Genomic DNA, 12,863 nt, shown 5'->3' with positions numbered 1-12,863 from the left:
GGAAATAGACAAGTGCACCGCTATACGGCGCACCCCGTACTAGCCGATAAACTTCACCACACTTTCATCAGGATCGCGTCCCTTACCCTCAGCGCGCAACCGCTGCAGGTAGCTCTCCCAGTTAGCATTATATTTCTCGGCGAGTTCACGCAGGTATTCCCAGGTATAAATACCTGTGTCGTGGCCATCATCAAAATCGATTTTCAGCGCATAGCGACCAGCGGCCTCTATCTTATCGATACCCACGTGCATTTTTCCATCCACCAGAACCGGGGCACTGTTGCCATGACCACGCACCTCGGCACTGGGGGAGTAGACGCGCAAATACTCTGCCGGCAAGGTAAAGTCGCCATCAGCAAATACCAGCTGCAAGTTTTTCTCTGCGCGATTTAATCGGATTTTTTGCGGTTTCATTTACAGGATAAAACGCGAAAGGTCCTCATTTTGGCTGAGCTCGCCCAGGTGGGTATCCACATAGGCAGCATCTACATTCAGGGTTTTGTCTCCGTCACCAGCATCGAAGGAAATCTCCTCCAACAGGCGCTCCAGTACGGTGTGCAATCGACGCGCACCAATATTCTCCGTGCGCTCATTCACCTCGTAGGCCACCTCTGCAATGCGGCGGATTCCGTCTTCAGTAAATTTCAGCTCCAGGCCCTCTGTAGCAAGCAGAGCTCTCTGCTGCTCGGTCAGGGAAGCGGATGGCTCAGTGAGGATGCGCTCAAAGTCTGCCGAAGTGAGCGAGCTTAACTCCACACGGATTGGCAGTCGGCCCTGCAACTCTGGGATCAGATCCGATGGCTTGGACAGATGGAAGGCACCTGAGGCGATAAACAAAATATGGTCTGTCTTGATCATGCCGTACTTGGTGTTAACAGTACTGCCCTCAATCAGTGGCAGTAGATCTCTCTGAACACCCTCACGAGACACATCGGCACCGCCACTCTCCTGACGCTTGGCCACTTTGTCGATTTCATCGATAAAGACAATACCGTTCTGTTCGGCGGCACGAATCGCACTGGTTTTAATATCTTCATCATTAACCAGCTTGGCCGCCTCTTCATCAGTCAGCTGCTTTATGGCCTGCTTAACCGGTAATTTGCGCTTGCGGGTCTTGCCCTGGGACATATTCGAGAACATGCCCTGTAGTTGATTAGTCATTTCCTCCATACCTGGAGGCGCCATAATCTCTACGCCCACTGGCGCAGCTGCCATATCTAACTCCACTTCCTTATCGTCGAGTTCTCCCTCCCGCAATTTCTTACGAAACAACTGGCGGGTACTGGAATCCTTGTCATTGGGCTCAGTGGAGCGCGCTGGCGGCAATAAGGCATCTAAGATACGCTCCTCCGCAGCATCCATAGCACGCTGCTGCACACCGGACATAGCCAGCTCACGCTCCTGCTTCACAGCCATCTCGACAAGATCGCGTACGATCGACTCCACATCGCGGCCAACATAGCCCACCTCCGTGAACTTGGTTGCTTCTACCTTAATGAAGGGCGCATTGGCCAACTTTGCCAGACGGCGGGCAATTTCAGTTTTGCCCACACCGGTGGGGCCAATCATCAGGATATTTTTCGGGGTGATCTCGGCGCGCAAATCCTCGTTCACCTGCATGCGGCGCCAGCGATTGCGCAGTGCAATCGCTACGGCGCGTTTGGCGTCCTGCTGGCCGACTATATGGCGGTCGAGCTCATGGACGATTTCTCTGGGGGTCATCTGGGACATATCAATTCAATTCCTGCAAAACATATCGGCGGTTCCCTTTGAGGGACCGCCCGGCCAATGGCGCCTAAAGAGCGCGAGGCACTTAAAAATTCAATTCTTCGATGGTGTGGTTCTGATTGGTGTAAACACAGATATCACCGGCGATTTTCAGGCCCTGCTCAACAATTGCACGGGCATCCATATCGGTGTTGTCGAGCAAAGCCCGTGCCGCAGACTGGGCAAAAGGCCCACCAGAACCGATGGCGATCAGGTCATCTTCCGGCTGAATAACATCACCATTGCCGGTCACGATCAGGCTGGCAGTCTCGTCGGCTACAGCTAACAGGGCCTCGAGGCGGCGCAGGGCACGATCGGTACGCCAGTCTTTGGCCAGCTCCACAGCGGCGCGGGTCAATTGCCCACCATGGGCTTCCAGCTTGGCCTCGAAGCGCTCAAACAGGGTAAAGGCATCGGCGGTACCGCCGGCAAAACCGGCAATCACCTTGTCCTTATACAGGCGACGCACCTTGCGCGCATTGCCCTTCATAATGGTGTTACCCATGGACACCTGGCCGTCGCCGCCAATCACAACTTTGCCGTTGCGGCGACAGGATAAAATGGTGGTTCCGCGATACTGTTCCAATGGAGACCTCTCGGATTACGCGTGAGCTTCAGCGCAGAAGGTGGTTACCAATCGCGCCGGGAATTTCATTCAGGTTAGATAAGTGAGGACGGCACGCGCCGATTTCAATAAGGAAGGGGCAATTGCTGTACCCGGAACCCAGTATCCACTGTGGTTTTTTGCTTCAAAGCCAAAGCCGCCCACGTTAATTTGACCAAAAGTGAGAGAGTAAATAGCTTTATCTACCATGCTGGGCAGAAAGCCCTGCACATTAATCAGTTGGCTGGACGTTTCAGCACCAGCGGCATCAGTCTGTGTTCAGCCAGTACCTGTCGGGCCTTTGCCATACGCGAGCGGTTGTCGAAAGGCCCAACCAAGACTCTGTGCCAGGTTCCGCGACTATCACTAGCTGACTCGACTTTAACATCCAGATTGGCCAGGGTAAGTTGCACACGCAGGCGCTCGGCTTCAGCCGCCTCACGAAAGGAGGCTGCTTGCAGAATGTAAACCTGTTGTGGGGGTTCACTAACTGCCCCCTGCCCGGTATTGGAATCCTGCTGACGACGAGCGGGCTCGGCCACCTTGGGGGGAGGTACGGAAACCTCGTTTTCCTTCAGCATTGTGTAGAAATCAAAGCGCGGCTGAGTGCGCTCCTCAACCCTCGGTTTGGCCGCCTGTGGTTTGCCACCGCTAGCGCCTTTACCCTCCCCAGCAATACCGTATTGCAGAAGCAGAAATACCGCGAAACCGCCAACAATATTTCCCAGGAAGAACCAGCCCCAGGCGGGTTTTCCCGCAGAACTTTTACTGCGGCGATTGGTTTTGCGACGGCTCATTGAGGATTTCTTCCCTGGGTGATCTGCTCAGCAGGGGAATTGTACCGCCAATTAGGCTGGGGGCATTGAATTCTAGCAAAATTTACGACAATTCCTGTGCATCCATATCTATCGCCCAGCGCAAACGACGGTTTTTATTTCCCTCTGCCCAGATACATAAGCGCGCCAAAAGAGGCTGCAGTTGCGCGCGATTCTGCGCAGCAACCTGTATATAGAAACGGAAACGCCCGGATTTGCGCTCCAACAACGCGGGCACAGGCCCCAGATACTGTAACTGCGGTGAAGGGGGTGCCAGGGACTGCATAAACATTCTCGCATTGTGCAGGAACTCCTCAGCCCAGGAGGGCTCTTCGCACTCCGCCCGCACGAGAGCCATTGCATTGGTAGGGGGCAGCTGCGCCACCGCGCGATCGCGCAGTAATTGGCGCGCAAAGCTACCGTAGCCTTTCTCCAATAACATCTGTAACAGGGGGTGTTCAGGAAATCGACTCTGCACCAGTACCCGACCGCTCAGACTGCCGCGCCCTGCACGTCCAGCCACCTGCTCCAGCAACTGACCAGTACGCTCCGGGGCGCGGAAATCTGCACTAAACAGGCCACCATCCGCATCCTGAACTACTACCAAGGTCACCCGCGGCAAATGGTGACCTTTAGCCAGCATCTGGGTACCCAGGAGCAAACAGGGCTCTCCATCGCGCGCCGGAGCCAACAACCGGTCCAAGGCCAGCTTACTGGTCGTGGTGTCCCGATCCACACGGATTACCGGATATTCGGCAAAGCGCCGCGCCAACAACTCCTCACTGCGTTCAGTACCCCCACCCAGGGCGGAGATAGATCGGCTGTGGCACTGGGGGCAACTATCAACTAGTGAACAACGGTAATCGCAATGGTGGCAACGCAACTGACGCAAGCGCCGATGCATGGTGAGCTTGCTGGAGCAGTGGGGGCAATCGGCCAACCAACCACAATCATCACAGGTGAGGGCGGGAGCGAAGCCGCGCCGGTTAATAAAAACCAAAACCTGTTCACCACGCGCCAGGGTTTCCCCTATATGGCGAAGCACCTGGGGGGAAAATCCCTCCTCCAGCGGCTCGCGCAGAGTGGGTACCACATGGATCTGCGGAGGGCGCGCATCCCCCGCGCGCTGGCGCATGCGCAAATGCTGGTAACGGCCATTCAACGCGTTATGCAGGGTTTCCAGGGAGGGCGTGGCGGAGCCCAATAGCACCGGAACATTGGCATTGCGCGCCACCACCACTGCAAGATCCCGAGCTGAGTAGCGCACACCATCCTGTTGCTTAAAGGAAGCATCGTGCTCCTCATCCACTATCACTATGCCAAGTCTCGGCATTGGCGTCATAATCACCGAGCGGGTGCCAATCACAATATCGGCCTGCCCCGCCACTGCAGCGAGCCAGGACTGGGCCCGCTCGCCTTCAGCCAGGCCTGAATGCAGAGCCGCAAGGCTGCGCTTGGGGAAACGCGAAGCTATACGCCGTAGGGTCTGAGGGGTAAGTCCTATTTCTGGAACCAGGAGTAGCGCCTGGCGCCCCTCAGCCAAAACCCGCTCCATCAATTGCAAGTAAACTTCGGTCTTGCCACTGCCGGTAGTGCCCTCAAGGAGGGAAGCGGAATAGTGGCCGCAATCCACCGAATCCAATACCTTTTGCTGTTCTTCACTCAATTGCGGCGCCGGAACCGGTTCTGCTACCGGTAGCGGTGGTGGAACGGTAGGGCCAGAGCTCCAATTAACAAGGCCGCGCTCCTGCAAGGCGCGCACTATCGTCGATGTATGCCCCAGGGCTTTCAGGTGAGTACGGCTTTGCTTTCCCTCACTGAGCAACAGTTGCAACAGGGCTTGTTGTTTTGGTGCCCGCGCCAATGCTGACTCGGGCAAACCCTTGCCCTCGGTAGTGAGCTGCAACCATTGCTCGGCCCAGTGGTCTGCGGGCTTGCCCTTACGCAGAGCGGCGGGCAGTGCGGCTGCATACACTTCACCAATCGGGGCCTGGTAATAATCGGCGATCCAGGAAAGGAATCCCAGACTGACTCTACTAAACAGCGCCGTTTGGTCAATCAGCTCCAGGGCGGGCTTTAAATGTGCAAACGATGACTTCTGCACAACGTCTACCAATACCGCAACCAGTTTGCGCCCGGCAAAGGGCACCCACAGCCGCTGCCCTGGTATTAATGTCTGCGGATCCAGGCCCTCTGGAGGCAGGTAGTCGAACAGGCGCCGCAACGGTACTGGTACCGCCAAGCGTAAAATGACATTCTGTTGGACTGCCTGTTCCACCTCACCCCCACGAACCTCGGTAAAAGGCGCTAGTGTACTGACTGCTCCGGCAAGATACAGAGGCCGATTACTTTTTTATATGGCAATGTGTAACCACCAGGTCGGTTAGCCTTCCTAAGCCAGGCCCGGCCCTATGCTTACCAACACCCCAAAGAGGCAATACCGAGATATCCAGATAAGTCCATTGGCTGAATAAATAGCAATTTAGTGACTGGCTAGGTCCCGGTATTTGGACTTGAACCCCGACGCTAATCTGATAGTATGCGCCGACTTTTTAATCAGCCTGGAACCGGTCCGGTTCCTGCTCCAACGACGATACCGTGCCCGGCAACAGATCGAGTGGCGGTTTCGAAAAGAGGCAATCATGAAAGCAGATATCCATCCTAACTACACCGACATCACCGCCACTTGCTCCTGCGGCAACGTAGTCAAAACCCGTTCTACCCTGGGCAAAGACCTGCAGATCGATGTGTGCTCCCAGTGCCACCCCTTCTACACTGGCAAGCAAAAGCAGGCTACTACCGGTGGACGCGTGGACCGCTTCAAAAAGCGTTTCGGCAGCCGCATCGGCAAGTAAACCGAACATTGGGATGCCTGGCATCTCGGAAGAGGGCATTGGGGCCACCCCAATGCCTTTTTTTTTACCCTTAATACCTATATCTGCTCAAAGGTATGCCCCACGGGCAAAATCGATTCGAATTGCTTAATGTTGTCGATTTTGACGATAAATTTATCCTTCAAAATCACACATTTGCAACTGATCATCCTGAAATTAGCCACTTACTAAGGGCAAAATAGTAAGAAGTACTAGTTTTAGCCTTCCATTAAGCTTGTGGCTACAAGTGCCCCTCGGTTATTCTCTGGCACCCGCAGTAACCGGGATAGCACCGCAGCGTTATCCCAAGTTTTCGAGAGAATAGCCCCCAAATGACGGATTCATTGCGCCAGGCAGCGCTCGATTACCACGCGCTCCCCACTCCCGGCAAACTTTCAGTTGAGCTGACTACTGCCGCCGAAACCCAAGAGGACCTGTCCCTGGCCTATAGCCCAGGGGTAGCCGAACCGGTACGCGAGATAGCCAAAGACCCAGAGGCCGCTTATCAATACACTGGTAAGGGCAACTTGGTAGCTGTTATTTCTAATGGCAGCGCCATTCTCGGCCTCGGCAATCTGGGGCCATTGGCTTCCAAGCCCGTTATGGAGGGGAAATCACTTCTGTTCAAGCGCTTCGCCGATATCAATTCGGTGGATATCGAGGTGGACGTCAATAGCCCGGAGCAATTTATCCAGACTGTTGCCGCTATCGCCAATACCTTTGGCGGCATCAACCTTGAGGATATAAAGGCGCCGGAGTGCTTCCATATTGAAGAGGCACTGATAGAGCGCTGCCCGGTACCGGTATTCCACGACGACCAACACGGCACAGCTATTGTGACCGTAGCGGGAATGCTCAATGCACTGGAAATCCAGGGTAAAAAAATCAGCGAAGTGCGCATGGTATGCCTGGGCGCTGGCGCAGCTGCTACCGCCTGCTGCAAGCTAATGTTGGCTGCCGGTGCGCGCAAAGAGCAAATCACCATGCTCGACAGCCGTGGGGTAATCCACTCCGGGCGCACCGATATCAACGCCTACAAAGGCGAGTGGGCACGGGATACCGATATGCGCACCCTCGACGATGCCATAGCCGACGCGGATGTGTTCCTCGGCGTATCCGGACCAGACCTGCTATCTGCCGAGCAGCTGCAACGAATGGCACCCAGGCCGGTAGTCTTTGCCTGCTCCAACCCCAACCCGGAAATCAAGCCGGAGCTGGCCCACAGTGTGCGCGAAGACCTGATTATGGCTACCGGGCGTTCGGACTATCCAAATCAGGTCAATAATGTGCTGTGCTTCCCCTTTATTTTCCGCGGCGCTCTGGATGTACGTGCGGCACGGATCAATGAAGAGATGAAACTCGCGGCAATCGAAGCCATCCGCAAAATTGCCCACCTGCCCGTTCCCGACTCAGTTCGTGAAGGCTACGGTGGTATAGAACTAAGCTTTGGCTACAACTATATTTTGCCCAAGCCCACAGACCCGCGCCTGCTGCCCGAGGTCGCTGCTGCAGTAGCCCGCGCGGCAGTGGATAGTGGCTGTGCTCGCCTGCCTTACCCCGAGCACTACCCGCTGAAATCTGTATAGCCATCCCCACCTCACCCCGTGGGAGCGGGCGTTTGCCGCGTTCGCTCTCACGGACTCCTTGAGCCATACAGCACCCGTCGCTAAACTGCCTTTCTGTCACAGCATCAAAGTTGCCCAACATAATGAGTCATGTGTATGTGCTGGCCAATCAGCACCAGCAGTTCCTGAGCAAAAGTGGTGAATGGCTGGATGGCCGTGAGCCCAATAAACTGTTTCGCAGCGAACACAAAGACGTCGCCATCAATCAGATGTTCGAAGCCAACACACGTGATGTCAGCCTGCGCATCGAATTGCTGCAATGTGAGCTGAATAACAAGGGACAACCGCTAGTACCAGAAGAGGCCCTTGCCGACATTTCTACTCTGCAGGGTGACCCGGAAATTGAGCCGAACACGCCAGAGGAAATGCCTGCGCAGGAACCTCCTGAGCTGGAGCCCCAGGCAGAGCCGGAGGTATCCCCGGAACCGGCTCCCGAGGTTGTACCTGAGCAACCCCCAGAAGAAACGCCCGCTCATCCCAGCGAGAAAACATCGGAATCAGAGTCAGCCGCTTGAGCGGTAACTCTCACTGAACCGGCACCAGTCGCTCTATCCAGCGATGCAAGAGAAAGTTCCGGTAGTACCAAGGAGATTCGAGTGCCTATTCCCCATCTGGCCGCCCTGTCTCAGGCCAAACCTGTGCAATTACTCAAGGGCATACGCCGTGGACTCGAGAAAGAGAGCTTGCGGGTTGCCAGTGACGGTACCTTGGCGGCAACCCCCCATGCGCAAACACTGGGCTCAGCCCTCACCCACGAGAGTATCACTACCGATTTTTCCGAGGCGCTGCTGGAATTTATCACACCGCCGGTAGCCACCCCCGAGGAGGCGTTGCGGATACTCGACCGTATCCACCGCTACACCTATAGCCAGATCGGCGATGAGCGCCTGTGGGTCAACAGCATGCCCTGTGTAATCGGTACCGATAATGATATCCCGGTAGCCCGTTACGGCAATTCCCATAGCGGTGCCATGAAAACTATTTATCGGCTCGGTCTTGGCCTACGCTACGGCCGCGCCATGCAGACGATCGCCGGTATCCATTACAACTTTTCTCTGCCCGATGATTTCTGGCTGTGGTTGCACGAGCTCGAGGGCAGCAGCGAGTCCTTGAGTGAATTCAAGACCCGTCGCTACTTTGATTTGATCCGTAATTTCCGCCGCAATTACTGGCTGTTGATTTATCTGTTTGGCGCAGCGCCAGCTGTGTGCTCGTCTTTTGTGGAAGGGCGTGAACACAAGCTTGAGGCGTTTAACGGCGATAGCCATACTTTACACGTCCCCCATGCCACCTCACTGCGTATGGGCGACCTGGGCTACAACAGTGATGTGCAGCAATCCCTGATCGTTTGCTACAACAACCTGCGCAGCTACCTCTCAACATTATGTTCTGCCATCAGTCGTCCCTACGGCCCCTATCAGGAGATGGGAGTGAAAGATGGCGATGAAAATTACCAACAGCTGTCTACCGGCATACTGCAGATCGAAAATGAATTCTATTCGCCCATTAGGCCCAAAAATCCGGCCAAGCGCGGTGAGACAGCCCTGGCTGCTCTGAACAATCGCGGGGTCGAGTATGTCGAGGTCCGCTGCCTCGATCTAAACCCGTTTATGCCTCTGGGTATTGATGCCCAGCAGATGCGTTTCCTCGACAGCTTCCTGCTTCACTGCCTGCTCACAGAAAGCCCCAAAACCAACGATACCGACTATCGCGCTACCCAGGAAAACCAGCAGCGCATTGTCTATCGCGGCAACGAGCCAGGCCTGTTGCTGCGCTCCGGCAATGGCGAGCGCAAACTCGAAGACTGGGCTTCTCAGCTTTTGGGGGAGATGAACTCCGTTGCTGAGCTGCTCGACAGTGCTTGGGGTGGCGACCAGTACCGCTGTGCCGTTGGCGTTCAGCGTGCAAAAGTGAAGGGGGAAATCCCCACTCCTGCGCAGCAGATCTTAGCCGAGATGGATGCGCAGAAACTGAGCTTCTACCAATGGGCCATGGAAAAAGCCGAGCAGCATCGACACTACTTTCTCGAGCGCCCTCTCGACAGCGATTCAGTCCGGGACTTCTCCCGTCAAGCTGAGGAATCGCTGCTCAGGCAAAAGCAGGTGGAAGCGGAAGATAAAGGCTCTTTTGAGGAGTTCCTCAGCCACTACTACGCACAATATATTTGTTGTCAGGACTAGTCGGCCACCGGCGTCTGACCGGGTGTGCGGGCTCGAACGGATCGATAGTATGAACTACCTCGCACACCTGTTGCTGTCCGGCCCCGAAGCGCGCTGGCGCCTGGGTGGACTCCTGGGTGACTTTGTCAAAGGACCACTGGTTGGCGAAAGGCCCGCAGCCATTGAGGCCGGCATCAAGTTGCACCGGCGGATTGATGCGAGTACGGATGAACATACCGCCTACCGCGACGCCCTGGCAAGCCTGGACCCCAGGTGGCGCCGCTATGCCGGTATTGCGCTGGATATTTGGTTCGATCACCTGCTGGCACAAAATTGGCACACATGGCACCCACAGAACCTGGAAGAGTTCTGTACCGAATGCTGGAGAGACTTTCGCAGCGACAGCGCGTATATTCCGCCGCAAGCCAAAGCGTTTATGGCGCGTGCTGAGCAGTTTAAACTGCTGCAGAGCTACCGCGAAGAGCAAGTGGTAGCCCTCACTTTGGAGCGGGTTGGGCAGCGCTTGCGCCGCCCGGTGGCCCTACAGGAAATGCTGCCCGAGCTGATCGCCGGGCGCGAAAAGCTGGAACACAATTTCAATAAACTACTGACCGACTTGAATCTCGAAGCCTCCCGGTTTCGGCAGCATTATTCAGGATCTGATAAATCATGACCTTACCCAACCCACGCATCACTTTTCTGATTGTTTTCCTAATGGTTGCCTTCCTGCTGGGCTCTGCGTTCTACTTGGAATACGTTCGCGGCCTGGAGCCCTGCAAGCTCTGTATCACCCAAAGGGTAATGCTGCTCGGTGTGGGAGTGGTTTCCCTGATTGCCTTCCTGCACAACCCGGCCACCATAGGCAGGCGCGTCTACGGTCTGCTGGTATCCATCTGGGCCCTGGGCGGACTTTACTTTGCCGGCCGCCAGTTATGGTTGCAGAGCCTACCCGAAGACCAGGTGCCCGCCTGTGGTCCCAGCGTGAGTTACATGCTGGAAGTTTTTCCCATGGCCGATGTTCTCAAGGCACTTTTGAGTGGTGACGGTAACTGTGCAGAAGTCCAGTGGACAATGATGGGCCTGAGTATCCCCGGCTGGTCCGCGATCGGCTTTGGCGGCCTGGTCCTATTCGGTGCCTGGCAGGCATTCCGCAAAGCTTGATAAAAAATGGCGGCTCCACCGGGCCGCACTCCAAAATGACTCCACCCGCCCTGAGCAACATATTTCACTGGCTGATTGGCACCGCCATTCTGTTTGGTTGTGAACGCCTCGGCACCCTTGCCAGCACAATGCTCGCACTTCCTGTTCCCGGCGCGGTGGTAGGTATGCTACTGCTACTATTTGGGTTGATGGTGAATGGAGGCATACCACGTGGCCTCGCCCAAATCAGTGCCCAGCTGCTCTTCCTGTTGCCACTACTTTTCCTGCCCGCTGCAGTGGGCGTCTTTTTTCTACGTGACCTTGCCCCCGCAGACTGGCTTGCGCTGATCGCTGCGGTTGTAATCGGCACCCTAATCAGCCTAGTCCTGTGCGCCATGCTACTGCAGAGGCTATTAAACAAGGCCGGTAGTAAATGGTAGTGGCTAACTGGCTGCACAGCTCTCTGTTTGCCTTACCGCTGAGTCTGGTGGCTTTCTGTATCGGCGTGTACTTTTACCGCCGCAGCGGTACAGTACTATTGCACCCAATAGTGACCGCCAGCCTGATAGTAGCGGCGCTGCTCCATACCTTGAATATTCCCTACAGCGATTATCAGCACTCCAGTACACTGCTCTACGCACTACTCGGTCCAGCAGTAGTGGCCCTGGCAGTGCCACTGAAACAGAATCTGGCAGTGATTCGCCGGGCCGGCTGGCCACTGCTGGTAACGATTGCCGTAGGGGCAGTCCTGGCACCGGTTGTCGCTATCATAATCGCCCTTTTATTTGGCGCCGGGGAATCCGTATTACTGGCTCTCAGCGGCAAATCTGTCACTACCCCGATTGCCCTGGCTTTGGCCGAAAAAATCCACGCAGCATTGAGCCTCACCGCGGGCATCGTAGTCCTCACTGGAGTGGTTGGTGCCCTGGCCGGACCACCGTTACTAACTCTGCTCGGTATTCGCGATAAGCGTATCCTCGGGGTGGTTCTAGGTATAAACGCACATGCCGTAGGCACCGCTCGCGCTTTCGAAATCAGTGCCCTTTGTGGCGCCTGCTCTGCCCTTGCCATGGGACTCTGCGGCGCGCTGACTGCACTGGTCCTGCCGCTGATTATCAGTAGCTGAACAGCTTTCAATTCCCCATAATCGAATTCGCACATCTGTCACAGTATTTTGGCGTAGTTTACCCCCTCTATCTTGCTGCCGGCGGGGGAATCTCCTATCTTCCATAAAGTCTTCGACATCGGCAATAAAGCTGGCCACTGCGGCAACAGTAACAAAGGGACATATTGGAGATGCTGGAAAATTGCAAATCGGCGCGGGAGCGCTGGGGTGGTGTAAGCGAAATAATCGACCGCTGGTTACAGTCGCGGCAAAATTTGCTGGTGAGCTTCTATCATCTCTCTGAAAAAAAAGAGTTCAGTGAAGACGACCCTGAAACTGAGGATCGTGTGCGCCAGTTGTGCCAGCTGTTGGTGGATTATGTCTCGGCAGGTCACTTTGAAGTCTATGAGCAATTAATGCGAGAGGGCCAGGCATTCGATGACAAGTCGGGACTTAAAAAAGCCTGTGAGCTGTACAAAGATATCGATACAACGACAGACATCGCCGTCGATTTCAATGATAAGTACTTAGAGACAGATGATCTCTCCAGCCTGGCCCCGGATCTATCCGAACTCGGGGAGGCGTTGGAAACTCGATTTAGCTCCGAAGACAAGATGATCGCCCTGCTGCATACCGCACATAAAAACCAGATTGTCTGAAAGCAGCAATAAAAAACCGCTCTTATAGTTCGCAATTTAACTCCTGTTACTGTGAAACTAAATGTATTTACAATTTTCTATTGGTTATTCGAAAGCGGTTTACTAGCGCTCAAAAG

At 55.2% G+C, this 12,863-nt stretch carries 14 protein-coding genes; 9 read left to right on the top strand and 5 right to left on the bottom strand.

Annotation, left to right across the window (positions count from 1 at the left end; all coding sequences use genetic code 11):
• Positions 1 to 39: 39 nt before the first annotated feature.
• The 5 genes from ACJJIP_RS21350 to ACJJIP_RS21330 all read right to left on the bottom strand — a co-directional run bounded on the left by ACJJIP_RS21350 (position 40) and on the right by ACJJIP_RS21330 (position 5,464).
• Positions 40 to 414, bottom strand: a complete 375-nt coding sequence (locus ACJJIP_RS21350; RefSeq protein WP_020414016.1) for a gamma-butyrobetaine hydroxylase family protein — start codon at positions 412 to 414, stop codon at positions 40 to 42.
• Positions 415 to 1,731 carry an ATP-dependent protease ATPase subunit HslU gene (gene hslU / locus ACJJIP_RS21345; protein WP_444945940.1) on the bottom strand — a complete coding sequence of 439 codons (1,317 nt, stop codon included), beginning with the start codon at positions 1,729 to 1,731 and terminating at the stop codon, positions 415 to 417. It abuts the gene before it with no gap.
• Positions 1,732 to 1,813: 82 nt separating this feature from the next.
• Positions 1,814 to 2,353, bottom strand: coding sequence for an ATP-dependent protease subunit HslV (gene hslV / locus ACJJIP_RS21340; protein WP_020414014.1), 540 nt, complete (start codon positions 2,351 to 2,353; stop codon positions 1,814 to 1,816).
• Positions 2,354 to 2,607: 254 nt separating this feature from the next.
• Positions 2,608 to 3,168, bottom strand: a complete 561-nt coding sequence (locus ACJJIP_RS21335; RefSeq protein WP_020414012.1) for an SPOR domain-containing protein — start codon at positions 3,166 to 3,168, stop codon at positions 2,608 to 2,610.
• 82 nt (positions 3,169 to 3,250) lie between these two features.
• A complete protein-coding gene (locus tag ACJJIP_RS21330; protein WP_444945939.1) occupies positions 3,251 to 5,464 on the bottom strand; it encodes a primosomal protein N' in 2,214 nt (737 codons plus the stop codon).
• 364 nt (positions 5,465 to 5,828) lie between these two features.
• On the opposite strand from ACJJIP_RS21330, the gene rpmE reads away from it, so the two are divergent.
• From rpmE to ACJJIP_RS21285, 9 genes are all read left to right on the top strand, one after another.
• Positions 5,829 to 6,041, top strand: a complete 213-nt coding sequence (gene rpmE, locus ACJJIP_RS21325) for a 50S ribosomal protein L31 (protein WP_083922744.1) — start codon at positions 5,829 to 5,831, stop codon at positions 6,039 to 6,041.
• Between the two features lie 350 nt (positions 6,042 to 6,391).
• Complete coding sequence (locus ACJJIP_RS21320) at positions 6,392 to 7,645, top strand: malic enzyme-like NAD(P)-binding protein (RefSeq protein WP_020414009.1); 1,254 nt, start codon at positions 6,392 to 6,394, stop codon at positions 7,643 to 7,645.
• A 122-nt stretch (positions 7,646 to 7,767) separates the two neighbouring features.
• Positions 7,768 to 8,199 carry a hypothetical protein gene (locus tag ACJJIP_RS21315; protein WP_282952101.1) on the top strand — a complete coding sequence of 144 codons (432 nt, stop codon included), beginning with the start codon at positions 7,768 to 7,770 and terminating at the stop codon, positions 8,197 to 8,199.
• Between the two features lie 81 nt (positions 8,200 to 8,280).
• Positions 8,281 to 9,864, top strand: a complete 1,584-nt coding sequence (gene gshA, locus ACJJIP_RS21310; RefSeq protein WP_020414007.1) for a glutamate--cysteine ligase — start codon at positions 8,281 to 8,283, stop codon at positions 9,862 to 9,864.
• A 49-nt stretch (positions 9,865 to 9,913) separates the two neighbouring features.
• Complete coding sequence (locus ACJJIP_RS21305; RefSeq protein ID WP_020414006.1) at positions 9,914 to 10,516, top strand: acyl carrier protein phosphodiesterase; 603 nt, start codon at positions 9,914 to 9,916, stop codon at positions 10,514 to 10,516.
• Entirely contained in the window at positions 10,513 to 11,004 is a 492-nt protein-coding gene (locus ACJJIP_RS21300) for a disulfide bond formation protein B (protein WP_020414005.1), read from the top strand. The genes ACJJIP_RS21305 and ACJJIP_RS21300 overlap by 4 nt, the downstream gene beginning before the upstream one ends.
• Before the next feature lie 35 nt (positions 11,005 to 11,039).
• Positions 11,040 to 11,423: a CidA/LrgA family protein gene (locus ACJJIP_RS21295; protein ID WP_157533537.1), complete on the top strand. Its 384-nt coding sequence runs from the start codon at positions 11,040 to 11,042 to the stop codon at positions 11,421 to 11,423.
• Complete coding sequence (locus ACJJIP_RS21290; RefSeq protein WP_020414003.1) at positions 11,417 to 12,109, top strand: LrgB family protein; 693 nt, start codon at positions 11,417 to 11,419, stop codon at positions 12,107 to 12,109. The genes ACJJIP_RS21295 and ACJJIP_RS21290 overlap by 7 nt, the downstream gene beginning before the upstream one ends.
• A gap of 170 nt (positions 12,110 to 12,279) precedes the next feature.
• Positions 12,280 to 12,747 carry an Rsd/AlgQ family anti-sigma factor gene (locus ACJJIP_RS21285; RefSeq protein WP_020414002.1) on the top strand — a complete coding sequence of 156 codons (468 nt, stop codon included), beginning with the start codon at positions 12,280 to 12,282 and terminating at the stop codon, positions 12,745 to 12,747.
• The last annotated feature ends 116 nt before the right edge of the window (positions 12,748 to 12,863 follow it).

It is taken from the genome of Microbulbifer variabilis (assembly GCF_052467165.1).
This window is presented reverse-complemented; position numbering and strand designations above follow the sequence as displayed.